At 59.6% G+C, this 26,289-nt stretch carries 25 protein-coding genes; 10 read left to right on the top strand and 15 right to left on the bottom strand.

Going from position 1 to position 26,289, the window contains the following annotated elements; all coding sequences use genetic code 11:
• Nucleotides 1-36 precede the first annotated feature (36 nt).
• Together AB9L16_RS17705 and AB9L16_RS17700 are read left to right on the top strand one after the other, a co-directional pair.
• A complete protein-coding gene (locus AB9L16_RS17705) occupies nt 37-927 on the top strand; it encodes an ATP-binding protein (RefSeq protein WP_041478431.1) in 891 nt (296 codons plus the stop codon).
• Nucleotides 924-1,406, top strand: coding sequence for a GAF domain-containing protein (locus tag AB9L16_RS17700; RefSeq protein WP_016770850.1), 483 nt, complete (start codon nt 924-926; stop codon nt 1,404-1,406). The genes AB9L16_RS17705 and AB9L16_RS17700 overlap by 4 nt, the downstream gene beginning before the upstream one ends.
• Here the strand turns inward: AB9L16_RS17700 and AB9L16_RS17695 are convergent, their stop codons facing one another.
• The 8 genes from AB9L16_RS17695 to AB9L16_RS17660 all read right to left on the bottom strand — a co-directional run bounded on the left by AB9L16_RS17695 (nt 1,407) and on the right by AB9L16_RS17660 (nt 12,782).
• Entirely contained in the window at nt 1,407-4,352 is a 2,946-nt protein-coding gene (locus AB9L16_RS17695; protein ID WP_375122479.1) for an HD domain-containing phosphohydrolase, read from the bottom strand. It abuts the gene before it with no gap.
• 49 nt (nt 4,353-4,401) lie between these two features.
• Nucleotides 4,402-8,046, bottom strand: coding sequence for a transporter substrate-binding domain-containing protein (locus tag AB9L16_RS17690; protein ID WP_375122478.1), 3,645 nt, complete (start codon nt 8,044-8,046; stop codon nt 4,402-4,404).
• An 8-nt stretch (nt 8,047-8,054) separates the two neighbouring features.
• On the bottom strand, nt 8,055-8,681 hold the full coding sequence (locus AB9L16_RS17685; protein ID WP_041478434.1) for a response regulator transcription factor: 627 nt from the start codon (nt 8,679-8,681) through the stop codon (nt 8,055-8,057).
• Between the two features lie 380 nt (nt 8,682-9,061).
• On the bottom strand, nt 9,062-10,390 hold the full coding sequence (locus tag AB9L16_RS17680) for a deoxyguanosinetriphosphate triphosphohydrolase (protein WP_252868034.1): 1,329 nt from the start codon (nt 10,388-10,390) through the stop codon (nt 9,062-9,064).
• A gap of 69 nt (nt 10,391-10,459) precedes the next feature.
• A complete protein-coding gene (locus tag AB9L16_RS17675) occupies nt 10,460-11,623 on the bottom strand; it encodes an EAL domain-containing protein (protein WP_095182192.1) in 1,164 nt (387 codons plus the stop codon).
• Between the two features lie 120 nt (nt 11,624-11,743).
• The gene (locus AB9L16_RS17670; RefSeq protein ID WP_016770844.1) at nt 11,744-12,082 is read right to left on the bottom strand and encodes a hypothetical protein; all 339 of its coding nucleotides are present in this window, start codon (nt 12,080-12,082) and stop codon (nt 11,744-11,746) included.
• The gene (locus tag AB9L16_RS17665) at nt 12,079-12,465 is read right to left on the bottom strand and encodes a phage holin family protein (RefSeq protein WP_008079909.1); all 387 of its coding nucleotides are present in this window, start codon (nt 12,463-12,465) and stop codon (nt 12,079-12,081) included. The genes AB9L16_RS17670 and AB9L16_RS17665 overlap by 4 nt, the downstream gene beginning before the upstream one ends.
• Before the next feature lie 2 nt (nt 12,466-12,467).
• Nucleotides 12,468-12,782, bottom strand: a complete 315-nt coding sequence (locus tag AB9L16_RS17660; RefSeq protein WP_016770842.1) for a YqjD family protein — start codon at nt 12,780-12,782, stop codon at nt 12,468-12,470.
• A 300-nt stretch (nt 12,783-13,082) separates the two neighbouring features.
• Between AB9L16_RS17660 and AB9L16_RS17655 the strand changes: the two genes are divergently transcribed.
• The gene (locus AB9L16_RS17655) at nt 13,083-14,291 is read left to right on the top strand and encodes an ammonium transporter (RefSeq protein ID WP_041478438.1); all 1,209 of its coding nucleotides are present in this window, start codon (nt 13,083-13,085) and stop codon (nt 14,289-14,291) included.
• Here the strand turns inward: AB9L16_RS17655 and AB9L16_RS17650 are convergent.
• A complete protein-coding gene (locus AB9L16_RS17650) occupies nt 14,288-16,000 on the bottom strand; it encodes a monovalent cation:proton antiporter-2 (CPA2) family protein (RefSeq protein WP_095182190.1) in 1,713 nt (570 codons plus the stop codon). The genes AB9L16_RS17655 and AB9L16_RS17650 overlap by 4 nt on opposite strands.
• A gap of 198 nt (nt 16,001-16,198) precedes the next feature.
• Between AB9L16_RS17650 and AB9L16_RS17645 the strand changes: the two genes are divergently transcribed.
• From AB9L16_RS17645 to AB9L16_RS17635, 3 genes are all read left to right on the top strand, one after another.
• Nucleotides 16,199-16,435, top strand: coding sequence for a glutaredoxin family protein (locus tag AB9L16_RS17645; RefSeq protein ID WP_016770838.1), 237 nt, complete (start codon nt 16,199-16,201; stop codon nt 16,433-16,435).
• 113 nt (nt 16,436-16,548) lie between these two features.
• Nucleotides 16,549-16,866: a hypothetical protein gene (locus tag AB9L16_RS17640; protein ID WP_016770837.1), complete on the top strand. Its 318-nt coding sequence runs from the start codon at nt 16,549-16,551 to the stop codon at nt 16,864-16,866.
• Nucleotides 16,867-16,936: 70 nt separating this feature from the next.
• Nucleotides 16,937-17,827 carry a pseudouridine synthase gene (locus AB9L16_RS17635; RefSeq protein ID WP_256809694.1) on the top strand — a complete coding sequence of 297 codons (891 nt, stop codon included), beginning with the start codon at nt 16,937-16,939 and terminating at the stop codon, nt 17,825-17,827.
• A gap of 82 nt (nt 17,828-17,909) precedes the next feature.
• Here the strand turns inward: AB9L16_RS17635 and AB9L16_RS17630 are convergent, their stop codons facing one another.
• Both AB9L16_RS17630 and mobA read right to left on the bottom strand, forming a co-directional pair.
• Nucleotides 17,910-18,131 carry a YgdI/YgdR family lipoprotein gene (locus tag AB9L16_RS17630; RefSeq protein ID WP_016770600.1) on the bottom strand — a complete coding sequence of 74 codons (222 nt, stop codon included), beginning with the start codon at nt 18,129-18,131 and terminating at the stop codon, nt 17,910-17,912.
• Between the two features lie 78 nt (nt 18,132-18,209).
• Nucleotides 18,210-18,812: a molybdenum cofactor guanylyltransferase MobA gene (gene mobA, locus AB9L16_RS17625; protein ID WP_056788518.1), complete on the bottom strand. Its 603-nt coding sequence runs from the start codon at nt 18,810-18,812 to the stop codon at nt 18,210-18,212.
• A gap of 81 nt (nt 18,813-18,893) precedes the next feature.
• On the opposite strand from mobA, the gene moaB reads away from it, so the two are divergent.
• Together moaB and glp are read left to right on the top strand one after the other, a co-directional pair.
• Entirely contained in the window at nt 18,894-19,433 is a 540-nt protein-coding gene (gene moaB, locus AB9L16_RS17620; protein WP_016770598.1) for a molybdenum cofactor biosynthesis protein B, read from the top strand.
• Nucleotides 19,417-20,643, top strand: a complete 1,227-nt coding sequence (glp, locus tag AB9L16_RS17615; RefSeq protein ID WP_375122476.1) for a gephyrin-like molybdotransferase Glp — start codon at nt 19,417-19,419, stop codon at nt 20,641-20,643. Before moaB ends, glp begins: the two co-directional genes overlap by 17 nt.
• 59 nt (nt 20,644-20,702) lie before the next feature.
• Here glp and AB9L16_RS17610 read toward each other — a convergent pair whose 3' ends face one another.
• A complete protein-coding gene (locus AB9L16_RS17610) occupies nt 20,703-21,011 on the bottom strand; it encodes a hypothetical protein (protein ID WP_172834003.1) in 309 nt (102 codons plus the stop codon).
• 315 nt (nt 21,012-21,326) lie between these two features.
• Between AB9L16_RS17610 and yegS the strand changes: the two genes are divergently transcribed.
• Entirely contained in the window at nt 21,327-22,244 is a 918-nt protein-coding gene (gene yegS / locus AB9L16_RS17605; RefSeq protein ID WP_217851645.1) for a lipid kinase YegS, read from the top strand.
• On the opposite strand, the gene AB9L16_RS17600 is transcribed toward yegS, so the two are convergent.
• The 3 genes from AB9L16_RS17600 to AB9L16_RS17590 all read right to left on the bottom strand — a co-directional run bounded on the left by AB9L16_RS17600 (nt 22,228) and on the right by AB9L16_RS17590 (nt 24,711).
• Nucleotides 22,228-22,887, bottom strand: coding sequence for a response regulator transcription factor (locus AB9L16_RS17600; RefSeq protein WP_056788523.1), 660 nt, complete (start codon nt 22,885-22,887; stop codon nt 22,228-22,230). The two genes, yegS and AB9L16_RS17600, sit on opposite strands and share 17 nt — an antisense overlap.
• Nucleotides 22,884-23,777 carry a sensor histidine kinase gene (locus tag AB9L16_RS17595; protein WP_024013690.1) on the bottom strand — a complete coding sequence of 298 codons (894 nt, stop codon included), beginning with the start codon at nt 23,775-23,777 and terminating at the stop codon, nt 22,884-22,886. Before AB9L16_RS17595 ends, AB9L16_RS17600 begins: the two co-directional genes overlap by 4 nt.
• Before the next feature lie 463 nt (nt 23,778-24,240).
• Nucleotides 24,241-24,711 (bottom strand): hypothetical protein, encoded by a 471-nt coding sequence (locus tag AB9L16_RS17590; RefSeq protein WP_056788632.1) that lies wholly within the window; start codon nt 24,709-24,711, stop codon nt 24,241-24,243.
• A gap of 454 nt (nt 24,712-25,165) precedes the next feature.
• Between AB9L16_RS17590 and AB9L16_RS17585 the strand changes: the two genes are divergently transcribed.
• Nucleotides 25,166-26,101 carry a chemotaxis protein CheV gene (locus AB9L16_RS17585; protein ID WP_016770829.1) on the top strand — a complete coding sequence of 312 codons (936 nt, stop codon included), beginning with the start codon at nt 25,166-25,168 and terminating at the stop codon, nt 26,099-26,101.
• The last annotated feature ends 188 nt before the right edge of the window (nt 26,102-26,289 follow it).

Raw genomic sequence — 26,289 nt, 5'->3', positions numbered from 1 at the left:
CGTCATCATCACTGTGAAAGTGCCCGAGGAGAAGACGTGGATTCCCGATTGAATGCTTTTCTTGAACGCGCCGAGTCGGTTCTGGCGCGAATCGAACCACTGTTGCCGGCACCGCGCCCCGTCATTGACTGGAACACATGCCTGGCAGCGCGCTGGCAGCGTGACGGTCGCAGCGGCTACCTGTTGCCGCTGGAAGTCAGCCTCGACATGCGTCTGTCCGACCTGATCGGCGTCGACCGGCAGTTGGAGCAGTTGGGGCGCAACACACAACAATTTCTTGATGGCATGCCGGCCAACCACGCCTTGCTCTGGGGTTCACGCGGTACCGGCAAGTCTTCGCTGGTGCGTGCGTTGCTGGCCGAGCACGCCGGTGCCGGCCTGCGTCTGATCGAGATCGAACGCGATCACTTGGCTGACCTGCCACGCGTGGTCGAGCAAGTCGCCAAATTGCCGCAACGATTCGTGCTGTTCTGCGATGACCTGTCGTTCGAATCCGGCGAAGGCGACTACCGCGTGCTGAAAAGCGTGCTCGACGGTTCGCTCGAGCAGGCCCCCGACAATGTCTTGTTGTACGCCACTTCCAACCGCCGCCACCTGGTGCCGGAAAAGGAAAGCGACAACGAAAACTGGAAGCGCGTCGACGGCGAACTGCACCCGAGCGAAGCGGTGGAAGACAAGATCGCCCTGTCCGACCGTTTCGGCCTGTGGCTGTCGTTCTACCCGTTTACCCAGGAACATTTTCTCAACGTCGTCGAGCACTGGATCGGCCAGTTGGCCGCCAAGGCCGGCCTGAGCTGGCAGCGCGACGAAGCACTCGACATCCTCGCCGTGCGCTGGGCCACCGGCCGCGGTAATCGCAACGGACGTTGCGCGTATCAATTCGCCCGCTACTGGGTGGGACTGAAATTGCTGGAGCACAAGGCATGATTGATTTGCAACAAAGCGGCCAGGGCCTCGAAGGCTACGGTATGTTGGCCGCGCAACTGGAATCGCTACTGGCGGACGAGCGCGATTTCATCGCCAATGCCGCGCAGTTTTCCGCATTTCTGTTCAACCAGCTCGATGATTTGAACTGGGCCGGTTTCTACCTCAATCGTAACGAAGAGCTGGTGCTCGGCCCGTTTCAGGGCCAGATCGCTTGCGTGCGCATCCCGTTCGGGCGCGGTGTTTGCGGCGCCGCTGCTGCCAGTCTGCAAACCCAGCGCGTCGAGGATGTACATGCCTTCCCGGGCCACATTGCCTGCGACAGCGCTTCCAACAGCGAACTGGTAGTGCCCTTGGTCAAGGACGGTCGCCTGATCGGCGTGCTCGACCTCGACAGCCCGAAGCTGGCGCGTTTCGGCGCCGAAGATCAGGCCGGCATCGAGCAACTGGCGGCGATTTTCCTGCGCCTGACCGACTGCTGATCAACCGCCGAGGCCAGCCTTGTGCAACAGGCTGGCCGTATCCACGCTGTCGATTTGCGCGGGATCGAGAAACCGCGTCGCGTACTGCATGTACACCCCTTCGTTGATGAACAGGCCGAACAACGGCGCATCGATGTGCGCTTCACGGCACATGGTCGCCATGATCCCCAGCGCTTCACTCAGCGACTTGGCCTTCTTGTAAGGGCGATCGGCGGCAGTCAGCGCTTCGAAAATATCGGCAATCGCCATCATCCTCGCCGGCAGGCTCATCTCCTCGCGTTTCAGCCGTTTCGGATACCCGGTGCCGTCCATTTTTTCATGATGGCCGCCGGCGATCTCGGCAATGCTGTCCAGGTGACCGGGGAAGGGCAGGTGGCTGAGCATCATGATCGTCTGCACCATGTGATGGTTGATGATGTAGCGCTCTTCGCGGGTCAGCGTGCCGCGGCCGATCTTCAGGTTGTACAACTCGCCGCGGTTGTACTTGTACGCGGGCACATCGAGTTTGAAGCCCCAGGGATTGTCCTCGGGGATCAGTTCGCTCTTGTCGCGTTCGATCAGATGCTCGGGTTTGTCGGCCAGCAGGGTTTCACTGACGGGCAGCGTTGGTGCAGGTTTTTTTGCCTGGCGGCGGTTCTCTTCCCATGACACACCGAGCCGATCATCGAGAGTGCGCAGCCAGGTGCGTTGCGCCACTTGGTCAAGGCGTTGCAGATCAGCCTCGGCCATGGCCTCGCCACCGAGATTGCAGCGGGCGACAAAGGCGAAGTCGTCGTCGAGCATCAGCAACTCACTATCACGGTCGCGGGCCAGCGCCGCTTCGTCTGCACCGCTTGCCAGCGTCTGCCAGTAGTTGATCCACACGTCACGCTTGAGCACTTCGAAGCGGGTGCGGATTTCGTGGATGCGGTCGTTGATGGTCTCGAGCTTGGTGGCTTTGTCGACCACGTATTCCGGCGTCGTGACCTTGCCGCAATCGTGCAGCCACGCAGCGATGTGCAACGCCTCCCATTCATCCTCGCTCGGCTGGTAGCCGGTGAACGCCGGGTCCTGGCTTGCCGCAGCAGCCTGGGCGAGCATCAACGTCAGTTCCGGCACCCGCTGGCAATGGCCGCCGGTGTAGGGGCTCTTGGCGTCGATCGCGCTGGCCAGCAGTTGGATGAAGGCGTCGAGCAGTTGTTTCTGCCGCGCTTGCAGACGCTGACTTTCGATGCTCACCGCCGCCGCGCCGGACACCGCCTGCAAGAAGGCAATTCGGTCAGGCCGCAGCTTTTCCAGATCACTCGGCTCACCACTGTCATTGACCAGCAGAATCAGCAGGCCGATGGTTTCATCGTGCTGGTTGTGCAGGCGGATGCCGATCAGGTGAATGCGCGGTGATTCCATGGCGAGGAGGATTTTCTGCAAGTCGCCGGCCTGATCGAAGCCCAGATGGCTGACGGTATTGTTGGCGCTGGCCAGTTGCTCGAACCACGCCGGGCCGGTGTTCTTATGCAGCTCGCGTCCCTCAATGTCGAACGCCTCCAGCTTCTGCGGCACGCCATCGATGACCAATCCATAAGGCTCCATGCGCGCGCCGTCGGCTTCGCGCAGGTAGATCAGACCGGCCTGCGCCTGAGCGATCTGTACGGTTTCGAACAGCACACGTTCGAGCAGCGGGGCAAACCGGGTTTCGGCGCACAGGCTGTCGGTGATGCGGAAGAAACTGCCCAGGGTTTCTTTCATCCGCGCCATCGACAGGCTCAATTGATCGACTTCCAGTACAGGAGAGCGGCGCGCCAGCGGAGAACTGAAGTCGAAGCTGCGGATCGCGTCGGCTTCCTTGACCAGGGCATGCAGCGGCTTGACCAGAATCCGCGAAATCACCCAGCCCAATGGCAGGCACAGCAACAGGATGGCCAGGGTGATCAGCGCGCCTTGCCAGCGCATCCGGAACGCATCCACCAGTAATTCGTCTTCCGGCACCAGCAGCGCCAGTTGCAGACCTTTCGGCCCGCCTTCCTCGATGCCGGTGCGTGCGACGATCCATTGCCGGTCGTTTACTTGCAGACGCTTGCCGATATTGTCGGAGCTGAGCAGCGCGTTCAGCTCAGGGCTGAGATCGGCCGCTCTGGCCAGCCGCGCAGTGCGGTCATCGACGATCAGGCGATGGCTGTCGGGGTAAGCCACGGCGTTGCCGTCGGTGTCGTACAGCGCGATCTCTGTCGAAGGCGTGACCTGGTGCTTGCCCAGGGCGGTCGACAGCGAAGCGAGGGTCAGGTCGGCGCCGATCACCGCGTTCTCGCCGCTGCGCCGGGCCAGCGTGGTGCCGACATTGTGGGTCGAGAAAAATACATAGGGCTCGGTGGTGATTTGCCCGGCCTGTTGCAGGGCGTCGCTGAACCAGGTCCGGCTGCGCGGATCGTACGGCTCTTGGGGATGCTCGCGGCGGTTGATCGGTGTCAGGGCCTGATCAAAGAACAATGATTGCGAGCGTATGGCGCCTTGTGGAGCATGCTCGATGCTCCAGACTTGATAGGCCGCCGCTTCCGGCGCCTGAAGCTGTGCCTTCAGAGCCGGAGTACGCAGCGCGCGCACCATGAAGAAATCGCCATTGGCGTAACCCAGATACAGCGACGCCAGCGCCGGGTTGTCGGTGAGCGACTGGCTGAAGGGTTTGAGCAAGGGCAGGCGTTGTTCCAGATCACTAGCCTGGGCTGCCGTGGTATCCGCCAGCAGGCTCAACAGGTTGCGGATCGGCTGATAGGTTGCCTGCAGATCGAGGCGTACATCCTGCTCGATGCGGTCAAACAGCTTTTCGCTGCTCGACAGGATGATCTGCGTGGTCTGGTGGTAATTGAACAGGCCCAGCACCACGCCCGTGAGCAATAAAAGAAAGGTGAACATGACGCTGATGTGCACGTGCAGCGGCAACCGGCGTTGCTCGGGGCGCAGTGGGCTGTGCATTGCAGGCTCTCCATGAATGTTTAACTCACTGCTCAGCGTCCAAGCATAGTTAAGACTCGCTCACTGTGCCTTGATCGGCCAGGGTCAATTGCTGTTGCAGGGCCTGCGCCAGTTCGAGCATCGCTTGGCTGGTTGCCGCCCAGCGACGGGCAATCTCCTGTGACGCGAGCGCTTGCTGGCAGGCGTCCTCGAGCTCATCGCAACATTCGATCAACCGCGAGGCCTGCGCGATGCGTGCTGCGCCCTTGATCTTGTGCGCAACCACTGCCAGCGCTTCGCGATCATCCTCGGGCGACAGCCTCAGCAGTTCTTCGCGGTCGAGACGGCTGCTCTTGAGCAGTTCCACCAGCATGCGCCGGGTTTGCCCGGGGTTGTTGCCGGTCAGCAGGCTCAGACTTTGCAGGTCGAAGACCGAGGCCGGTGATGCCGGCGTGATGCCGTCGATCCATTGTCCGAGCAAGGTCAGACTCAACGGTTTGAACAGGCAGTCGTCCATGCCGGCGAGCTTGCAGCGCTGGACTTCTTCGGGCTGGGCATTGGCGGTGAAACCCAGCACGGTGCACGGCGGGCGGTGGTTTTGCAGTTCAAGCTGGCGAATCCCACGGGTCATGTCATAGCCGTTCATCAAGGGCATGTTGCAGTCGACGATCACCAGATCGAAATGATCGGCCTTCCACCGCTCGAGGCCGCTGCAGCCATCTTCGGCAATGCTGAAGCGATGACCGAGAAACTCCAGTTGCTGACACATGAGCAAACGGTTGGCCGGATGGTCGTCGACAACCAGGACATGTAACGGCGTTGTCGCAGGCTTGATCAACGGTTCGCTTTTCGGCGGATTCGCCTTTGCCGGCAGGCTGTCCAGCGGCAGCGATATGCAAACCTGAGTGCCGATGCCGGGCTGGCTGCTCAACTGCAGTTGTCCGCCCATCATTTCGCACAGGTTGCGACTGATGACCAGCCCGAGTCCGGCGCCGTTTTTTGCCTGCCTACTGCCGTTATCCGCCTGCGAGAAAGGTTCGAACAAGCGCTGTTGATCTTCGGCGCTGATGCCTGAGCCGCTGTCCTGCACGGTCAGCTGCATCAATGTTCGCCCAGCAGCGTCTGCCGGGATCAGGTCGAGGGTGATCCGCACGTGGCCGCTTTCGGTGAACTTGATGGCATTGCTGACCAGGTTGGACAGCACTTGCTTGAAGCGCAGCGGATCCAGGTGCACATCCACAGCCGGGTTCGGCGGGTTGAAGACGACTTGCAAGGCAAGGTTTTTCTGCCGCGCTAGGCCGTCGAAGATGCGCGCAACGGAGGTCACCGTGTCGACCAGATTGATCCACTCCGGGGACAGGCTCAGGCGCCCGGATTCGATACGGGCAATGTCGAGAATATCGCCGATCAGCCCGAGCAGATCCTTGGCCGAATGGTAGGCCGTGTCGATCGAAGCGCGATCGGGGTGTTGCGGATCGATGCGTCGCAGGGTCAGTTCGAGCATGCCGATCACGGCGTTCATCGGTGTACGGATCTCGTGGCTCATAGTTGCCAGGAAGGTACTTTTGGCCCGGTTCGCCTCGTCTGCCTGTTCTTTGGCCGCACGCAGTTTTTCAAACAATTGGCGGCGTTCACTGATATCGATCCAGCCGCCAATGATGCCCTGAACGGCACCGCTGGAGTCGCGGTAGGGAAGTATCCAGTGGTAAATCGTCAGGCGGCGGCTGCCGATGTGCAGAGGCCGGTCGAGTATCAAGGGAATGCCTTCGGCAATGACTCTCTGGTAATCGGCCTGGAACGCCTCGGCCTCGAACGCGTTGCTCAGGGTGCCTTGCACGACGCCTTTGCCGATGATGTCCTCGCGTCTGGCGTTGAACGCTTCGAGATAACTGTCGTTGCAACTTTGCAGCAGACCCTGGCGATCTCGCACGTAAATCGGGTGTGGTGTGTCGTTAACCAGCGAGCGCATGAACTCCAGTTGATCGTTCAGCGCGCGTTCGGCAGCCTGACGTTGCTTGATCTGGTGGCGCATGTAGGCGTTCCACGTCAACAACAGCAGCAGGATCAGGCCGGCGGCTGCGACTACTTGGTAGAACAGGCGCTGGTAGTTTTGCCAGATGTTCTGTGATGCCGTGGAGTAACCGCGCCAGCGGCCGTTGATCACGCCGAGCTCCTCGGGAGCGATGCTCAGCAGCGCCTTGTTGATGATCGAGGCCAGTTCGGTGTTGTCACGGGCGGTCGCCAGCGAGAAGGCGGCCTGACTGGTGCCGATGGTGGTGGTGATTTGCAGTGGCCGGTCAAAGATGCGCGAGGAGATGAAATAGTTGGCGATCACCAGCGAGTTCACCGCGCCGTCGACGTGATTGTCGGCCAGCATCGATACGGCGCTGAACGTGTCGGGCGTTTCGATCAGTTCGATACCCGGAAAATTCTCATGCAAGTAGGCGACCAGCGGGTTGCCCTGGGCGATCGCCAGCCGCTTGCCTTTGAGTTGGGCCAGGTTGGTCGGGCTGTCGGCGCTTTTGCGGGTCAGCAGCACGTAGGAGTTTTCCAGGTAGGGGCGACTGAAATTCAGGTTTTTTTCACGTTCGGCGCTGGGCAGCAGGGCGGCAATCAGATCGGCCTTGTGATTGTCGATCTGCCTGATCATTTCCGCATCGTTACGGCTGCGCTGAATCTCGAAACGCAGGCCGGTACGCAAGCGAATCAGTTCGAGCAGGTCGGCACTGATGCCGCGGAAATTGCCGGCGCTGTCGAAGAAGGTCAACGGTGCGTACGCTTCATTGACCACTACGCTGACGACGGGATGCTGCTTGAGCCAGTTCTCCTCACGATCCGTCAGCTGGAGTTTACTGTCGGTGAGCAGCAGGTCGCTGCCGGCGCTCCAGCGTTTGGCGATGTCATCGCGCTGGCTGCGCGGGATCGCTGCGAGCACTGTGTCGATGATGCCCAGCAACTGCGGATTGCTGCGCCGCACGGCGAAGCTGAAGCCATGGGCTTCCTGCTTGCCGAAGTTGGCCATGCGGACGTTATTGAGATAGCCCTTGTTGATCATGTAATGGGTGGAGAGGGTGTCGCCGAGAAACACATCGGCCTGGTCGAAGGCCACCGCGTTGATTGCGTTCTGATAGGACGGATAGCAGGTGATCAGCGCTTTGGGATACAGCGCCTTGATCTCCGGCAGCGGCAAATAGTGATACACCATGCTCAGGCGCAGGCCGGCGAGGCCTTCGGTTAGCGAGCGGGTTTCATCTTCGCGGGTCACCAGTACCGGCTGATCGACCGCGTAAGGTGTGGAGAGCGCGAGGTTGGCATTGCCTGCTTCGTAGCCGTTGGCTGTGCCAAGCAGGTCGATCTGGCCATCGATCAAGGCGCGAATGGCAGCCTCGCGCGAGGGAAAGCGTTGCACGCGAATCGGCAAACCGGTGGCTTGACCGAGAATCCCTGCGTAATCGGCGGTCAGTCCCTCGTAGTCCTGGCCACTGACGGTCATGTCGAATGGCGGGTAATCAGGTGCGGAGGTACCCAGTTTCAGTTCGCTGCGAGTCTGTAGCCATTGCCGTTGTGACGATTGCAGGACAATCCCGACAGCCTCGGTTGCCGAGCGGCTGAGCAACGCATAGTCGGGTGAGGGGCTTGGCGAGGCGAAGGCATTGGCGCTCAGATACAGAACGGCGCTCAAGGTGATCAGGTAGTCCTTCAGACGGCTGGGCATGTGGGGTCTCACACGAGTGCGTTGCGTTTGGCCATCTCGATAAGTTCTACAAGGGATCTGGCTTTGAGTTTTTGCATCAGACGCTTTTTATAAGTGCTGACGGTCTTGTTGCTCAGAAACATGCCCTTGGCAATTTCCTTGTTGGTGCGTCCTTGTGCAAATAACTGCAATACCATCAGCTCGCGATCATTAACGGATTTGAATAGTTCAAGTTCTGCATATCGAGTGTCATCGCTGCGCACCGGATTAAGTGCCTGACTGGGGAAGTAGTTGTAACCGGAAAGTACCGCTTTGATTGCGCTGACCAATTCGCTCAAGTCTTCCTGCTTGCAGACATATCCCGATGCACCGGATTGCATGCAGCGGATACCGAACAGCGTAGGACACTGCGCCGTCAGAATCAGAATCTTGAAATTGGAACCCATGGTGTTGAAGCGGGCCAGTACTTCGAGGCCGTCCAGCTTGGGAATGCTGATATCGAGAATGACCAGGTCGGGCATGCATTCACGGACCATCTGCATGGCATCGACACCGTTATCGGTCTCACCGACGACCTTGTAGCCTTCATGTTCCAGGAGCATTCGCACGGCGAGGCGGATGACCGGATGATCGTCCACAATAAAAACGGAGTTCATAAATAGAGTCCCATGCAAGCATGAATAAAGCGCGCACCTTAGCTCAGATGCATGAGCACTCGCATGGACTGGTAGTGTCGCGACTACGTTATCGGATTAATCCTACGCGTAATGAAGAAATGGACTACGTTGAAATTAGGATTGGCGTAAGGAAGCACGAGCGTTCAATTCGCCGAAGATGGAAATTATCCGAGAGCCAATATTGATCTCCAATTATTTACTGGTGTTTAAAGTTGTGTTTAACAAGTGCGGTTCGTTTTGTTTGGTTGCCTGGGTCAGCGCGATCCAGTCTGACCAGTTTAAAGAACGCGTATAACGTTCGTGGCGAAAACTCACCGGGCATCAGCCGGCCAGACCAATGGCCGGCTGATGCGGGACGATCAATGACTTGAGCGGCCGGTCATTTCCAGTGCCATGTCACTGGCGTAACTGTCGGTCATGCCGGCGATGAAATCGATCATGCGCAGAAACGAACGGTGCAGCGAACCTTGAGGGTCCGGCGCATTGTTGCCGAGCAAATCGAGAATACGCCGGCTCTTGAACGACGGCGTGCGGCCGTTGTGCTGCTCCAGCGCGGCACCGCAGAACGAATTGAGCAGAATCTCCAGCGTGGTATACGCGCCGATCTCATGCAGCGTCTTGCGCTTGTCCTGGAAGATCTTCTTGCGCGCGATGTCCTTGGCGTTCAACACGCAGCGCTTTGCCGGCCCGTGCATGTGTTCGACCAGATCGCCGTGCAGTGTGCCGGCGAGCAGGGCATCCTGCTGTTCGACAAATGCTCGCGCTGCCGCGTTGGTCAGGTGCTCGATGGCCTTGCCGCGCAGGATCGCCAGTTTGCGCCGCCGGGAATCCTGCGGGCCGAGCTGGCGATAGGTTTCCGGCAAATCGTCGCCGACCAGACCGAGCAGCAGTGACTCGACTTCGGCGTATTCGAGCAGCTCCATTTCCAGACCGTCTTCGAGATCGATCAGCGCATAGCAGATGTCATCGGCAGCCTCCATCAAGTACACCAATGGATGGCGTGCCCAGCGCTGGTCTTCGATTTGCGGGAGACCGAGTTTGTGCGCGATCTGTTCGAGCAGCGGCAGTTCGCTTTGGTAGCAGCCGAATTTGTGTTTCTTGTAGCCGAGGGAGTCGGCGTGGCGCGCGGTCCACGGGTACTTCAGATAGGTGCCCAGCGTCGCGTAAGTCAGGCGCGTGCCGCCATCGAACTGGTGATATTCCAGCTGCGTCAGCACGCGAAAGCCTTGAGCATTGCCTTCGAAATTGAGGAAATCACCACGCTCGGCCTCGCTCATGCCGTCCAGCCAGCCACGTCCGGCGGCTTGTTGAAACCAGTGGCGAATCGCGTCTTCGCCGGAATGGCCGAATGGCGGATTGCCGATGTCATGGGCCAGGCAGGCCGACTGCACGACCATGCCGAGGTCGGCCGGGTCGCACCAGTCTGGCAGCGCGCTGCGCAAGGTTTCACCGACACGCATGCCCAGCGAACGGCCGACACAACTGACTTCCAGCGAATGGGTCAGGCGCGTGTGAATGTGATCGTTGCTGGTGACCGGATGCACTTGGGTCTTGCGCCCGAGGCGGCGGAAGGCCCCGGAGAAAATGATGCGGTCATGGTCTTTGTGAAAAGGGCTGCGGCCGAGTTCTTGGGGGCTGTGCAGCGGCTTGCCGAGGCGTTCGCGGTTGAGCAGGGTTGGCCAATCCAAGGCTGAATCTCTCCGTCTGGTGACTGATCGCCCTAGCTTCCCGGTTCGGCTGCGCGCCTGCAAGCGGAACTACAGGCCTGCTGCGTCGATATCGATCAACAGCAAGCGTTCACCGTTATCGAAAAACTGCCCCGCAGTCAGGCAATACTGGTTGCTGGTGGCATCGCGATAGGTGTTCGACAGGGTCAGGCGGCGTTCTTCCCAGCCTTCGGCCAGCAGATGATAGAAATACGGTCGCCACGACCAGTTGTGCCCCAGATAGCGGTCATCGGCAAACCAGCCGTCATGCCGCCATTCGAGGTTGGGAGTCAGTTGCGTGCCGTGGCGGTCGCACTGATAAAAGCGCAGCAGCCAGGGAAACGCCTGCAATTGCGGCAACGCACTGAGCGGGGCGCGGGCCTGCGCCCATTGCTGCAGAATCGCCATCAGTTCGCTGAGCTGCTGACGCATCTGCATCAGCCGCCCGCGCTCGCTGAGTTTCTGCTTCACGTAGCGTTGCCGCAATTGCGCGAAATGCGCGACGAAGGCATCGGTAGCGAAGAATTCTTCTTGTGCTCGGGCGAAGAGAAATCCCTGCACATAGCGCGAGCCGCACTCCAGCGCGAAATTCAGCTGCGCTTCGGTTTCGACGCCTTCGGCGATGATCCAGCAGCCGGTTTTCTCGGCCATCTGGGCGAGAGCCTTGACCACATCGCTGCTCGGTCCGCCGAGGGCCGCAGCCTGAAACAGGCGCATATCGAGCTTGAGAATGTCCGGTTGCAGGGCCAGGACCCGATCCAGCTGCGAATAGCCTGCGCCGAAATCATCAATGGCGATTCTCGCCCCTGCGTCACGGTAGCGCTCGACCACGTGGGCCAGGCGTTCGCTGTTACCACCCAGTTCGGTGATTTCAAATACGATGCGCTGCGGATCAACCTCGTGTCGCGCCAGTTGTTTGAGACTTGGCAGCGCTTGATCGGCGCGTAGCCGGCTGATCCAGCGTGGCGACATGTTCAGACTGAGAAACCACTCGGCCGGCGCTTCATGCAGGCGGCTGAGGGCGTGGTCACGGATCTGCCGATCGAGACGGCGCAAGGCAGTGGCCGGCGTGCGCGGATCGGCGAACAACGGTCCTACCGAGGTCAGTTGACCATCGCTCTGACGCAGGCGACCCAATGCTTCGACGCCTGCAATGCGGCCGGTGGCGGTATCGATGAAAGGCTGAAAACAGGCGAGCGGTTGCCCGTCGATCACGGCAAGTCCTTAATCTTGTTTTTGGTTTGGCCGCGCTTGCCGGATAGGCACGCGGGATGGAATCTCCCGATAAGGAGATTCATCCCGGCGCTATTGCAAGAATGTAGCCAGATGGGCGCTTCAGCGTTTGCCCGAGCTGTGCATGACCAGTCTGATCAGCGGCCCAAGCGTCGTGCCCAGACGCAGCAGTCGCGTCAAACCGCCACCACTGCTGCGTTTCGAGCCTTTGCCGGTGAGGAAACCCAGAAGCGTCACCGCCGCCACGCCCCACAACGGCGCATGCTTGATGCCGAAACCGTCCTGCACGTTCTGCTTCATGCCACGCATGCGCTGCAACGGTTGCAGCACTTGCGCGGTTTCGTGGCGGATTTCCTGACGGTGCATTTCCATGCGCAGGCGGATCAGCGCCTTGCGCATTTCCCGGCGCGAGCTGTTGTGCGGAAGTTCAGGCAGGCTCATGGCAGCAGGCGCTCCCGGTCATTGGCCAGCTCTTCGAGCGTGCCGTGGAAAGGCGAGGACTCATCGAAAATCGCCGCTTTGAGGCGCAGACCGCAGAAGATCGACGCCAGCGTGTAAAACACGCACAGGCCGATGATCGCCGCCAGGCGGTAGGTGTCCCAGAAGATGATCATCACCAGCGTCGACAGACCTACCAGCAACAGCAGGGCAAAAACCAGCGCCAGGCCGGCGAACAGCAGCAGGCTGACAGTGCGTGATTTCTGCTCCTGCAGTTCGATGCCGAACAGTTCGACATGACTGTGCAGCAGGCCCAGAACGGCAGCGCCGAGGCGACGCGTGGAGGAGGCGGTGCCCGCAGTCGGGCCGGATTCACCGATCGACATGATCAGCGCCGAGTTGCCAGCAGGCCGATCAGAAAACCGACGCCGGCAGCGATGCCCACCGACTGCCATGGGTTGGCCGACACATAGTCTTCAGTAGCGGTTACGGCCGCCTGACCGCGCTCACGCAGGGTGTCTTCGGTCACCTTCAGGGTTTCCCGGGCACGCAGCAGGCTGTCATGAATCTGGGCACGCAGCTCATCGGCCTGATCACCCGCGAGGGTCTTGGTGTGTTCGAGCAAGCGTTCGGTGTCGGCGACCAGAGTCTGGAAGTCGTTCATCAGGATTTCTTGAGCAGTCTTTGCCTTGATGCTGGCCATGGGTGGATCTCCGTAGGTGGCTTTGAAGCGTTCGAGTATGAGCCTTGCGCGAAGGTTCAGTGCAAATGCCTGGTACAACTTTTGCTGTGTCGTGGTGCGCCGCTCGGCGTATGTGCGCTGTTGCCGGGCGTCCGAGCAGAAAACTCTAATTCATTTGCTCGCGGTTCGTGATCAGACATCGATATATGCGCCAAATCAGTTCATCAACCCTGCCGTTGGATATTTGATGAGTCGTAATTTGGTGCATGAAATGCACACATGAACCGCTTTGGTGCCTTTTAGCCTTGGGTCTGCCTCCTCATGGAAAATCTGCAAAGCGCTGTGGACACGCTGGTTCACAGCTCCAACACGTTGTTCATTCTGATCGGTGCGGTGATGGTACTGGCGATGCACGCCGGTTTCGCCTTTCTGGAGGTCGGCACGGTCCGGCAGAAGAACCAGGTCAACGCGCTGGCGAAAATCCTCAGCGACTTCGCCGTGTCGACCCTGGCCTATTTCTTTATAGGCTATTGGATCTCCTATGGCGTCACCTTCATGCAACCGGCGGCGGTGCTCACGGCTGACCATGGCTATGGACTGGTGAAGTTTTTCTTTCTGCTGACCTTCGCTGCCGCGATCCCGGCGATCATTTCCGGCGGCATTGCCGAACGCGCGCGGTTTGTCCCGCAGTTGTGCGCGACGGCGCTGATCGTGGCGTTTATCTATCCGTTCTTCGAAGGGCTGATCTGGAACGGCAACTTCGGTTTGCAAGGCTGGCTGGCGGCGCAGTTTGGCGCGGCATTCCATGATTTCGCCGGCTCGGTGGTGGTGCATGCCGTGGGCGGTTGGCTGGCGTTGGCGGCTGTTCTGCTGCTCGGCCCGCGCAATGGTCGCTACCGCGATGGACGCCTGGTCGCGTTCGCGCCGTCGAGCATTCCGTTTCTCGCACTGGGCTCGTGGATCCTGATTGTCGGCTGGTTCGGCTTCAACGTGATGAGCGCGCAGACGCTGCAAGGCGTCAGTGGCCTGGTCGCGGTCAACTCGCTGATGGCCATGGTCGGCGGTACCGTCGCGGCGTTGATCGTTGGGCGCAATGACCCGGGCTTTCTGCACAACGGCCCGCTGGCCGGGCTGGTGGCGATTTGCGCCGGCTCCGACCTGATGCATCCTGTCGGAGCACTGGTGACCGGCGCGATCGCCGGAGCCTTGTTTGTCTGGTGCTTTACCGCTGCGCAAGTCAAATGGCGCATCGATGATGTCTTGGGTGTCTGGCCGTTGCATGGTTTGTGTGGCGTGTGGGGCGGGATTGCCTGCGGCATCTTCGGTCAGTCTGCGCTGGGTGGCCTGGGCGGCGTCAGCCTGATCAGCCAGTTGATCGGCACTGCGCTTGGCGTGGCAGTGGCGCTGGTCGGCGGCTTCGTCGTCTACGGCGCGATCAAGGCATTGCATGGGCTGCGCCTGAGTCAGGAACAAGAGTATTACGGCGCCGACCTGTCGCTGCACAAGATCGGCGCGGTGAGTCAGGACTAGATTTCCTCATCATTGGCTCCGGGATAGAAACCGTGGAGCAGGCGATAGCGATCGATACGCACTTGATCGACCTTCTCCTGCACTTTGTGCGCGGGCAGGCCAAGCATGATCAGCGCGTGTGAAGCGAGCATCAGGCTTGACTCCAGAAGCTCCGGCACCACCTCGGTGGCGCCGGCGGCTCTGAGTTCCGCCGATTGGCTGTCGTCACGGGTGCGTACCAGAATCGGCACCTGTCGGTTGAGGCGGCGGGCTTCACGCAGAATGCGCAACGCCACGTCACTTTGATCCACGGCAATCACCAGCAGCCTGGCGCGCAACAGGCCAACCGCAGTAAGCAGATCGCCACGCGACGAGTCGCCGTAATGCACGTCGCTTTCCGCGGATGCGGCTTCCTGCACCCGCACCGGATCGTTGTCCAGCGCAACATAGGCTTGCCCCGCATTGCCCATGAAGCGGCCGATGGATTGGCCGACGCGACCGTAGCCGCAGATCACCACGTGCTGGTCGAGGTCGGCGTTGAGCGCGCTGATCTGTTCGATCTGCGCTTCCTGATTGGGCTTGCGGTGCAGCACGGCCGCAATGCGCGGCGCCGCACGCAACAGCAGTGGCGTGAGCAGCATCGAACAGAACGTCGCCGCGAGCAGCAGCGCCCCCGGCTCGGCCGGCAACAGACTGTTCTGCTGCATCTGCGCCATCAAGGCAAAACAGAACTCCCCGCCCTGGGCCAGGGCCAGACCGCTGCGCCACGCGGTTTCGCTGTCACTGCCGCGCCACTTCACCAGCAGCGCGACCACGGTGCCCTTGATCAGCATCAGGCCAAGCGTCAGGCCGATGATCAACAGGCTGTGACTGACGAACAGTTGCAGGTCGATGAGCATGCCGATGCTGACGAAGAACACGCCGAGCAGAATGTCGCGAAAGGGCCGGATGTCAGCTTCGATCTGGTGCCGGTAATGGCTTTCCCCGAGCAACATGCCGGCAAGGAAAGCGCCGAGTGCAGGCGACAGCCCCAGCAAGTGCGTGAGCCAGGCAGTCAGCAGCACGATCACCAGCGCCAGCAGGACGAACAGCTCCGCCGAACGCGAGGCCGCCACTTCATGAAACAGCCGTGGCAATAACCAGCGACTGGCGAGCAGCAGGCCGAAGAACAGCACCAAGGTTTTGCCCAGGGTCAACGGCAAGGCCCAATACCAGGCCTGCTCGCTGGTGCCGGCGAAGACCGGAACCAGTGTCAGCAGCAATACCGCGACAACGTCCTGAAACAGCAACACGCCGACCGCGTTCTGGCCGTGGCTGCTGAACACTTCACCAAGACTGCCCAGCTCCTTGGTCACGATCGCCGTGGATGACAGCGATAATCCGGCACCGAGCAACAGCGCCGGCATCAGCGGCATACCCAGGCCCATCAACAGGGTGCCGAGCAGCGCTGCGCTGATCAGCACTTGCTGACTGCCGAGGCGAAACACCACCTGACGCAGCGCAATCATCTTCGACAGGGAGAACTCCAGGCCTAGCGAAAACAGCAGAAACACCACGCCCAGCTCGGCGACATCCGGCAGATGTTCGCTCTCGTTGACCCAGTCGAATGCGTTCGGCCCGACCAGTAATCCCACGCACAGGTAACCCAGCACCGGCGGCAGTCGCAGGCGCCGGAACAGGGCAATCACCACCAGGGATGAGGCGAGGATGATCAACAGATTTGCAAACACGGGACACTCCGCTGTCAGGGCGTTGGCCTCTGAAGCGTAGAGGCAAAAAGTCCGCGAGGATGACGCATTTGCAATTTGCGCTGAATGATTTGCGTCAGGATTTTGCGCCGGGAGCGCTGGGTCCTTTGAGCGGCGCCGGGTCGACGAGGGTTTAGTGGCGTCCTAGAATGGGCTCACTTGTTTTCCGGTAATGCCGTCATGCCTCCAGAATGTCAGCTGTTCGGCACCCTCGGGTGTCATCTGTGTGAAGTTGCCGAAGCCGAGCTGATGCCCTTCGTCGAGCATGGTCTGCTGGTTGAATTGGTGGACATCGCCGAAGACGAATCGTGGTTCGAAAAATACAGCTTGCGCATCCCGGTACTGCGGCGCGTTGACACTGGCGCGGAGCTGGATTGGCCGTTCAGTGGCGATGAAATCGCAGCGTTTTTACGATGATGGGGTTTACTACCGTTCTTCCGCTGGTCGCAGCGATACATCCTTGCGTTGGCGCTCGCTGACTTCTTCGGTTACTGTATGTCCATACAGCAATCGAGTCAGAGGGATGAACCGTGGTCAATGTCGAACAGTTGAAGAGCAGCGTTAACCGGATGTCGGTCGACGTGGTGCGCGAGGCCGTCCTCGAATTGCGCCTGGACGGGCTGGTCACGGAAGGCAAGACGCCGTTCAACAAGCTGCATTTCAACACCTGCTTTGCCGAAATCGAAGCCCTGTTTCAACGCGCCGGGTATCACAAGCAACTGGATGTGGTCGGTTATCAGGGCCTGCTGTATGCCTTGTACGATCCGGGTCGCTGGGAGGCGGTCGATGTCTTGCGCTGGCTGAAGGAGTTCACCGAAGCGGCGGCCCTCAAGTCGATTCCGGCCTGATGAAACTGCGCTAGGTGGCTTTGCCTCACTGTTGGATAATGCCGGCCTGCATTGAGGATTTCTGTTTCGTATGACCAGCCCCGTATTTTCCGCTGCGCACAATCAGGCCAGCACCTTGTATTTGCCGCCCGGTCCCTGGCTGACAGTGCTCGATTGCCTGTGCGAGCACTTCAGTGCCATCGGCCGCGAGCAATGGCTTGACCGGATTGCTCGCGGGCGGGTGCTGGATGCGCAGGGCCAGCCGATTGCGCTGGACTTGCCGTACAAGGAAGGTCTGCGCATTCACTACTTTCGCGAAGTGCCGGACGAGAAGCCGATCCCGGTGCTCGAGTCGATTCTCTACGCTGACGAACATCTGGTAGTGGCCGACAAACCTCATTTTCTGCCAGTCACCCCGGCCGGGGAATATGTCGAACAAACCCTGCTGCGCCGGCTGATCCGTCGGCTGGACAATCCGCATCTGGTGCCGCTGCACCGCATCGACCGGCACACGGCAGGTTTGGTGATCTTCTCGGCCAACCCGCAAACCCGCTCGGCCTATCAGTCGTTGTTCCCGACGCGGCAGATCGACAAGCGCTATGAAGCGATCGCCCCGGCGCTGCCCGAGCTGAATTTCCCTTTGGTGCACAAGAGCCGGTTGGTCGATGGCGAGCCGTTTTTCCGCATGCAAGAAGGGCCTGGCGCCAGCAATACCGAAACGGCGGTCGAGGTGCGTGAGAAAAATGGTGATCTGTGGCGCTATGGCCTGTATCCCGTGACGGGCAAGAAGCATCAGTTGCGGGTGCACATGACGTCGCTGGGAGCGAGTATTTGCAACGATCCGTTTTATCCGACTGTGTTGAAAGATGTCGAGGACGACTACGCCAATCCGTTGAAGCTGCTTGCGCAGGGCCTGCGCTTCATTGACCCGGTGACCGGGGAATTGCGGGAGTTCGAGAGTCGAATCACCTTGCAGTGGTAATGCTGAAACTGCTTTCCGAGCGCCCATGAAAAAGCCCGCATGACAATGCGGGCTTTTCTGTATCCGGTAACGACGCGGAGCCTTACAGCTCTTTAACGGTACGAACCTGATCCTTGTTGATGCGGGTCTCTTTGCCGTCCAGCTGCTGGAACTCGTAGAAGCCCGAATCATCATCGTATTTCGGGGTGTCGACGGCCTGGATTTCGCGACCGTCATTCAAGGTGATCACTGTCGGCGAGGAGCAACCGGCGAGGGTTGCCAGGCCCAGTGCGAGCATGAAAGTGGCGAGGGTCCGTTGAGTCATGAGTGTGTCTCCGAATGGGAAATCTTCTGGTTACTGAGCTTGAGACGTAAACAAGGCGTGAGAGTTCCTTGGATAGTGTCAGTCTGACACAGTGTTGTGCAGATGTAACAATTCGGGGGTGTTGAGGTTGGCCAGTCGCGGGTCGTTGTCAGGGCATTGCAATGCGACGGCGCCGAGACTGCGCATCACCCTGCCCGGGCTGCGCTCGCCTGCATTCCAGGCTGCTTCGAACGCTGGCAACAGCGCCACCGGAATCACGCACAACAGCGGTTCCCAGTGCTCGCCGTGGCGCAGCATTAAAGGTTTTTCACGTTGCAGATCGGCAGTGGTCAGCATGGCTTCCAGCAACGCCGTGTCGATTCGCGGCACATCGCATGGCAACACCAGCAAATGCGCATGGCGCGCCGCTTTCAGTCCAGCACGAATACCGGCCAGCGGCCCGGGGAAATCGCCTTCATCATCCATTACCAACTGATCGGCAAACCCGGCATAACGCTCGCGATTGCGGTTGCACGAGATGATCAGATCGTCGGTCAGCGGCCGCACCTTGCGCTGCAGATGCGCGATCAACGGCTCGCCCAGCCACTCGATGAGGCCCTTGTCCTGACCGCCCATGCGTTGACCGCGTCCACCGGCCAGAAGCAGGACGGAGCAGGGTGGCAACGGCTTGTTCGAGGGCATGACGACTCTCCAGAGGGGCGGCGGAAAAATGAGCCGCTGTGATATAACACCGGGCTGTTTCCCCTACAACTGGAAGAGCCTATGAAAGCCAAGGCTGATGTACCTTTCGTGCCGCTCAATATTGCGGTGCTGACTGTCAGCGACACCCGGACCCTGGAAACCGATACCTCCGGCCAGGTCTTCGTCGATCGCTTGATCGCGGCCGGCCATGCGCTCGCCGAGCGGGTTCTGCTTAAAGATGATCTCTACAAAATTCGCGCGCAAGTCGCCAACTGGATTGCCGACGATGTGGTCCAGGTTGTGCTGATCACCGGCGGCACTGGCTTCACCGGGCGTGACAGCACACCGGAAGCGGTGGCATGCCTGCTCGACAAACAGGTCGACGGATTCGGCGAACTGTTCCGCCAGATCTCCGTGGCCGATATCGGCACTTCGACCGTGCAGTCCCGGGCCTTGGCTGGTCTGGCCAACGGCACGCTGGTGTGCTGCCTGCCGGGTTCGACCAATGCAGTGCGCACCGGCTGGGACGGCATTCTCGCTGAGCAACTGGACGCCCGTCATCGTCCGTGCAACTTTGTCACCCACCTGAAGCAGGCGGCGCCGTGTGAATCCCGTGGGTAAGCCGGGCAAGACCGGCAGTCTGCTGCCTGTCGAAACGGCGCTCGAGCGTTTGCTGGCCATGGCCGATGCGTCGCGCATTGTCGAGCGCGAATACTTGCCGCTGTCTCAAGTCGAAGGGCGGGTGCTGGCTGAAGATCTGATCTCGACGCTGGATCTGCCGCCGTGGCCGAACAGCGCCATGGACGGCTACGCCTTGAACCTGGCTGATTGGCAGGGCGAGCCGCTGCCGGTCAGTCAAAAGGTGTTTGCCGGGCAATCTCCGCAGTCGTTGGAACCAGGTACCTGCGCACGCATCTTTACCGGGGCGCCGTTACCGGCGGGCGCTGACTGTGTCGAGATGCAGGAAAACGCCGAAGTTCAGGCCGACGGCCGAGTGCGCTTTCTTGAGCCTTTGAAGGCCGGGCAGAACATTCGTCCGCAGGGCCAGGAAACCACGGTCGGTGAATTGGTGCTGCAAGCTGGCACCCGGCTCGGACCGATTGAGCAGGGCCTGGCTGCTTCGCTTGGCTGTGCCGGGGTTAACGTCGTGCGCAAGCCGCGGGTGGCGGTTCTGTCCACTGGGGACGAGCTGGTTGAACCCGGTCAGGCATTGGGTCCGGGCCAGATCTACAACAGCAATCGCGTACTTCTGTGCAGCTGGTTGCAGCGTCTGGGCTGCGAAGTGATCGATGGCGGAATTCTTCCGGACGATCTACCCACGACGCGGACGCGGCTGGGCGAGCTGCACAATGTCGATCTGATTCTATCTACTGGCGGTGTCTCGGTCGGTGAAGCGGATTTTCTCGGCATTGCCTTGCGAGAGGAAGGCGAACTGGCCTTGTGGAAGCTGGCCATCAAGCCTGGAAAACCATTGACGTTCGGTCATTTCCGCAACGTGCCGGTGATTGGCCTGCCCGGCAATCCCGCCTCTACGCTGGTGACGTTCGCCTTGCTGACGCGGCCCTATTTATTGCGACGCCTGGGTGTGCAAGATGTCGAGCCGCTCAAGTTTGCAGTGCCAGCAGGCTTTGTCTGGCCGGTGGCCGGCAACCGTCGTGAATATCTGCGCGGGCGCTTGGAACAGGGGCGGGCGATCATTTACCGCAACCAGAGTTCGGGTGTGCTGCGTAGTGCGGCGTGGGCCGACGGATTGGTGGAAGTCCGAGAAGGCCGCACGCTGAGCGAGGGTGATGCAGTGAGCTTCATTCCCCTCAGTGACCTTCTGGGGTAGAGCATCTCGCCCATGCACGCGTCGGCTGATACGCACGGCGCGTGCAACGAATGATTCGGTCAGTTGCTGATCAATGTCACCAACTGGTCGAATCGGCTGTTGGCCACCCAGCCCAGCAGTCCGAGGATGACAGCGGTGGCACCCGCCGAATACGCCAGGCGGTGTTTGATCGTCCGGACATCATTGAGCACTTCGTCCATATCGCGGCGCATGTATTTGAAGTGAGTCTCCAGCTCGCTGACTCGGGGTTCCATATCAAACTCTCCAGGGGTCTTGGCGCTGTTACAGAAGTCTGGTTTCTTGCTGGCACGACTTTCGGCGAGAGCGGCGACCGGGCTCACCGGTGCCTTGGTTTCATGGTTGTGCATGGAAGTTCTCGCCGATCGTATCAACTGCACGCTTGCTGGTTTTGCCATTGCTCGATTCATGGAAATAAATCGGGGGGTATCCGTTCATTACCGGCACATCCTTGTGTTAATGGGTTGAAGGTTGATGCTGCTGGCACACGGTGACCCAATGGTCGGACGGGGTCAATTAAGCCGATTCCTCTTGTTTCGTAAGAAAAAATACCGCTGTGTAGGACGCCAGCAGTTGGACGAAGAATTAATTGCCAGCTCGGTGGCTTTTTTAAGGCGCACAGTGGTCAAGATGTTTCAATCGATTTCAATTCTTGGAGTGACGTTATGAGTGAACGCCGGGCACTGCTGATCTTGCATGGCAAACAGGCACTCAACGAGGATGTCCGCGCTGCCGTCGAAGCCAAGCGTGAGCAAGGCTGGGAACTGGCTGTGCGAGTGACCTGGGAGGCCGGCGACGCCCAGCGTCTGGTCGAGGAAGCGTTGGCGGCCGGCTACAGCAAAATCATCGCCGGTGGCGGTGATGGCACGTTGCGCGATATTGCCGAGGCGCTGGCTCAGCATCCGCAAAAAGCCAGTCTTGTGTTGCTGCCGCTGGGAACCGCCAACGATTTCTCCCGCGCCGCCGGTATTTCCCTGGAGCCTGCCGAAGCCCTTGAGCTACTGGATGTTCAGCCCTCGGATATCGATCTGGGCGAAGTGGGCGGGCAGATTTTCCTCAACATGGCTACCGGCGGATTCGGCAGCCAGGTGACCGCCAATACTTCGGAAGATCTGAAGAAGGTCTTGGGCGGCGCCGCGTATCTGTTTACCGGCCTGACCCGGTTCAGCGAACTGCATGCCGCTTACGGCGAGTTGCAAGGCCCGGATTTCCATTGGCAGGGTGAGCTGCTGGCGCTGGGTATCGGTAACGGTCGGCAGGCGGGTGGCGGCCATGTGCTGTGCCCCGAGGCACAGGTCGATGATGGTTTGCTGGACATCAGTATCCTGCCGGCACCGCAAGAACTGGTCGGCACGCTGAAGAATCTGCTGAGCGAGGGCTTCGGCCTCGACAACATGTTCGTGCGGGCGCGATTGCCGTGGGTCGAGATCAAGGTCGCCGAAGGGCTGAGCATCAATCTCGACGGCGAGCCGCTGGAAGGCGACAGTCTGCGTTTTGTTGCGAAACCCGCAGCGTTGCAGGTGCACTTGCCGAAAGACTCGCCGTTATTGGGCCAACAACCGTCAATCAGTCATCAAGGCTGATGATCTGCTCGCGCACGGCGAACAGCACCAGGCCCGCCACGTCATAGATCTGCAGGCGCTTCATGATCTGTGCGCGGTGGGTTTCCACGGTCTTGACGCTCAAGCCCAGGCCGTTGGCGATTTCCCGGGTCGATTTGCCGCGCACGATCAGGCGAAGGATTTCCAGCTGGCGCGCGGTCAGATTGTGCGAATCGGCGATGTCCGGCTGGCTTTTCTGGTTGCGGGTCAGTGCCTGATTGATCACGGTGTGAGCGATGGCCGGGCTGAGATAGCGTTCGTTGTTGCGCAGGGCTTCCAGCGCGTGCTCGAGCTCGGTGGCCGTGGTGTCCTTGAGCAGGTAGCCATGGGCACCGGACTCCAGCGCTTGCATGATCAGCGCCGGGTCGGTGTGCATCGACAGAATCAGCACTTTGCTCTGCGGCCGCACACGCTTGAGGCGTTGCAGCGCTTCCAGGCCACCGGTTTCCCGCATCGAGATGTCCAGCAATACGATGTCGGGGCTCAGTTGCTCGACCATTTCGAGCAATTGCGAACCATCACTGGCTTCGCCGACTACCGCGTAACCGGGAATATCCAGAACCAGAGCACGCACGCCGGCTCTGATCAGCGAGTGGTCATCCACCAGAAGTAAGTTACAAGTCAACGCATAACCTTATTCGTACTGGCCCGTTCGAGTGCCCGAGGCGCCCACGGGAATAGTGCTTCGATTCGAGTGCCTTTGCCCGGCTCGCTGATAACGCTCAATGTGCCGCCCAACTGTTCGATACGCTCGGCCATTCCGGCCATGCCGCGTTGACCTTCTCTGGCCGGGTCGGCCGCCGGGGCAAAACCCAGGCCGTCATCACTGATCAACAGCGTCAGACCTTGCGGCAATCGCTGTACCCGAATCAACAGGTTTTTTGCCTGTGCGTGGCGCAGGATGTTGGTCACGGCTTCCTGGGCAATGCGAAACGCCGCGACGGCCATTTCTTCGGGGATGCCGTTGAGCCGTTGCTGGCAATCGAGACTCCAGTTAACCGGCGTGTTGGCCAGTGTCTTGAGCAAGTGCGCACGCAGGCTGGCTTCGAGGCCCAGACTGGTCAATTGACGTGGATTGAGAATCGCCGAGACGTCACGCACCTTGGTCAGGGTTTCATCCAGTGTGTCGCAGAGCACCTTGCATTGTTCCTGCAGATCCTCCGGCAGGCGGCGTTTGAGCCAGTCACTTTGCAGCTTGGCGGCAGTGAGCAACTGGCCGATATCGTCGTGCAATTCCCGGCTGAGGCGATGGCGCTCGTTTTCCTGAACTTGCAACAGTCGATCAGCCAGCTCTTGTGGTTGAAACTTGATCGATTTGCGCGACAAGCGATATTGCACCCAGACGCACGCGGTGGCGGCGATGTCGAGCGCCAGCAATCCCAAAGGAAGGCGTGCGGAAACAACATACGCCAGCAGACTGCCCAAGGTCGCCAGAACACACAGAACAAGTGTGAAGCGCCGGGCGTTTTCCCGAGAAGGTGGCCATGTAATGAGTGACTTGAGACTGGCGTACATAACGGATGGAGCCAATGGATGTTCGCTGCGGGCAGACCGACCGGTGACTGGCGGATCTCTGTGTGGAAATACTGTCATTTATGTTATTGATTCAAACCGCATTCATTAAGCGATCATTGACCGGCAATAACATCGAAAAGGTAACACTGAAGTCAGTATGCCATTAACCGGCAGGCAACTAACCGGCGGCATAATACCACTTAACATACCGTTGGTCGCGGTTGCTATATATGTCTATTCAGTCAGGAAATATCGGATCGTGGACGCAAGTTCCATATTGGAAAAAGCTGGAGTTGTTGTATTTGGGCCACTTCGATTTGCCTGGAAGTGTCGCTCGGTGGGCACAGGGAAAACCCTGATGGCGGCACCTGAAAATTAACCGTTGGTCGGGCTGATTATTTGCCCCGGATTGTCGCTTTCAGGCACGAAGTATTCATTTACGACAATATCGCGACTTACCGGCTCAAGCCTGGCGCGCGGTAAAGGATGAAGAGAGCAAACGTTTGCTCACCATCTTGGGCTCGAACGAGGTTTGGCCCATTTGTGCCGCGAAGGCTTCGAGCAGATCAGTCTGTTCGCTTTTATCCAGGGTCAGCTGCCCGGTCCTGGGATCGACCAGCTCGAGCTGCCACGCCATCAAGGTCAGGCAGTCACGTAACGCATCGAGGGCCTGCTCGTGCAGATCTACGTGATCCTGCTGCAAATTGAGCAGGCTGTAGATGTGCAGGGAAAACTCGGAGATCGCTTCCAGCGCCAGTGCTTCGGCCCGGCCGGCCAGCTTCAGCAGAGTGCCGAGCATGCAGTCGATGGCATCCTTGTCATTGCTGATCAGTTGCAGATGGCTCAGGCATTCTTCGGACTTGGCGAGAAGCGTTTCGGCCTCGACCAGAAATTCGGGGAAGCGTTGCGCCCAGTCTTTACGGTCGATTGGCATGTTCATCTCCACCACGTCGTGTTGGTTGACGGATGGCCGTGTGTGGCGACGATCGTGAATCGTCGGCAGATCGCGCCCGGCGGTGCAGGTGCACGGACCGAAGGGTTCCAGAGGGTGGGTTGCCACTGAATTGCGATCGCACACAATAGCCTGACTCCGTTCATGCAATGAGAATGGCGTCACAGTAATGGCTATTGGAAATGGCGAATATCAGGTTGGGCCTGATTGATCCTAGGGGAATCCCTTAGGCGCGGGAACCTAACGTGCAAACCGAGGTCGCGCCGCAATGAATCTAGCAGATGAAATCACGATTGCCAGTAAAGCATGATGTCAGTGTGACATCAATGGCCATTTATGGCATTTTTAGCGGCGCGCTTTACAGCAATCAAGATTAGCTGAATGCAGCCGATAAACCCCCATAGTGAATTCATCAGAACAAGCCCAGGAGTCATTGATGGCCGGCATTCTCGACACGGTAGACCAACGCACGCAACTGGTGGGTGAGAATCGCCTGGAAATCCTCATGTTTCGCCTGGCCGGACGCCAGCTGTTCGCGATCAACGTGTTCAAGGTTCAGGAAGTGCTGCAACTGCCCAAGCTGACCCTGATGCCGCAGCGTCATCCCTTCGTCTGCGGCGTGGTCAATCTGCGCGGGCAGACATTGCCGGTGATCGACCTGTCGCAGGCAATCGGTATGCGCCCACTGGTGCCGGGCCCGAACAGCACGATCATCGTCACCGAATACAACCGTTCGGTGCAGGCCTTCCTCGTCGGCGGTGTCGACCGCATCGTCAACATGAACTGGGAAGCCATTCTGCCGCCGCCGACCAGTGCCGGCCGCCAGCATTATCTGACCGCGATCAGCAAGGTCGACGATCAACTGGTGGAGATCATCGACGTCGAGAAAGTCCTCGCTGAAATCGTCCCGTACAACGCCAAGGTCTCGCGCGAGAAACTCGACGATCCGGTACTCGAGCGCGCCCGTGGCCGCGAAGTGTTGCTGGTGGATGATTCCAACGTAGCGCTTTCGCAATTGCGCGACACCCTCGGCCAGCTCGGGGTGAAAATGCACATCGCCAGCGACGGTTTGAAAGCCTTGAACATGCTCAAGGCCTGGGCCGATACCGGCGTGCACATGACCGATAAACTGCTGATGATCTTCACCGATGCGGAAATGCCGGAAATGGACGGCTATCGCCTGACCACGGAAATTCGCAACGACCCTCGCCTGCGTGGCTTGTACGTCGTGTTGCACACCTCGCTGTCCGGCAGTTTCAACGACTCGATGGTGAAGAAGGTCGGTTGCGACAACTTCCTCTCCAAATTCCAGCCGGACAAATTGGTTGATGTGGTGCGCCAGCGTCTGATGCTCGACGCCGTGCCGGCCTGAAACACGCACATCTTGCTTCCTGTGGGAGCGAGCCTGCTCGCGAAAGCGCAGGGTCGGACACATTGATGGTGAATGTGCCGGCCTCTTCGCGAGCAGGCTCGCTCCCACAGAAGTGTATTTACATTAATGACGGCTTTGATTCGCTATTGAAGCTCGTATAGGGTGGCGTTTTTCCTCCAAGGAAGCTG

Origin of the sequence: Pseudomonas sp. LW8 (assembly GCF_041956865.1) — a bacterium.
Lineage (GTDB): Bacteria > Pseudomonadota > Gammaproteobacteria > Pseudomonadales > Pseudomonadaceae > Aquipseudomonas > Aquipseudomonas siliginis.
This window is presented reverse-complemented; position numbering and strand designations above follow the sequence as displayed.

Coding starts and splice junctions, on each gene's coding strand:
- AB9L16_RS17700 (WP_016770850.1), top strand. CDS start 924: ATGATTGATTTGCAACAAAGCGGCCAGGGCCTCGAAGGCTACGGTATG.
- AB9L16_RS17695 (WP_375122479.1), bottom strand. CDS start 4,352: ATGCACAGCCCACTGCGCCCCGAGCAACGCCGGTTGCCGCTGCACGTG.
- AB9L16_RS17690 (WP_375122478.1), bottom strand. CDS start 8,046: ATGCCCAGCCGTCTGAAGGACTACCTGATCACCTTGAGCGCCGTTCTG.
- AB9L16_RS17685 (WP_041478434.1), bottom strand. CDS start 8,681: ATGAACTCCGTTTTTATTGTGGACGATCATCCGGTCATCCGCCTCGCC.
- AB9L16_RS17670 (WP_016770844.1), bottom strand. CDS start 12,082: ATGAGCCTGCCTGAACTTCCGCACAACAGCTCGCGCCGGGAAATGCGC.
- AB9L16_RS17665 (WP_008079909.1), bottom strand. CDS start 12,465: ATGTCGATCGGTGAATCCGGCCCGACTGCGGGCACCGCCTCCTCCACG.
- AB9L16_RS17660 (WP_016770842.1), bottom strand. CDS start 12,782: ATGGCCAGCATCAAGGCAAAGACTGCTCAAGAAATCCTGATGAACGAC.
- AB9L16_RS17655 (WP_041478438.1), top strand. CDS start 13,083: ATGGAAAATCTGCAAAGCGCTGTGGACACGCTGGTTCACAGCTCCAAC.
- AB9L16_RS17645 (WP_016770838.1), top strand. CDS start 16,199: ATGCCTCCAGAATGTCAGCTGTTCGGCACCCTCGGGTGTCATCTGTGT.
- AB9L16_RS17635 (WP_256809694.1), top strand. CDS start 16,937: ATGACCAGCCCCGTATTTTCCGCTGCGCACAATCAGGCCAGCACCTTG.
- AB9L16_RS17630 (WP_016770600.1), bottom strand. CDS start 18,131: ATGACTCAACGGACCCTCGCCACTTTCATGCTCGCACTGGGCCTGGCA.
- mobA (WP_056788518.1), bottom strand. CDS start 18,812: ATGCCCTCGAACAAGCCGTTGCCACCCTGCTCCGTCCTGCTTCTGGCC.
- moaB (WP_016770598.1), top strand. CDS start 18,894: ATGAAAGCCAAGGCTGATGTACCTTTCGTGCCGCTCAATATTGCGGTG.
- AB9L16_RS17610 (WP_172834003.1), bottom strand. CDS start 21,011: ATGCACAACCATGAAACCAAGGCACCGGTGAGCCCGGTCGCCGCTCTC.
- yegS (WP_217851645.1), top strand. CDS start 21,327: ATGAGTGAACGCCGGGCACTGCTGATCTTGCATGGCAAACAGGCACTC.
- AB9L16_RS17595 (WP_024013690.1), bottom strand. CDS start 23,777: ATGTACGCCAGTCTCAAGTCACTCATTACATGGCCACCTTCTCGGGAA.
- AB9L16_RS17590 (WP_056788632.1), bottom strand. CDS start 24,711: ATGCCAATCGACCGTAAAGACTGGGCGCAACGCTTCCCCGAATTTCTG.
- AB9L16_RS17585 (WP_016770829.1), top strand. CDS start 25,166: ATGGCCGGCATTCTCGACACGGTAGACCAACGCACGCAACTGGTGGGT.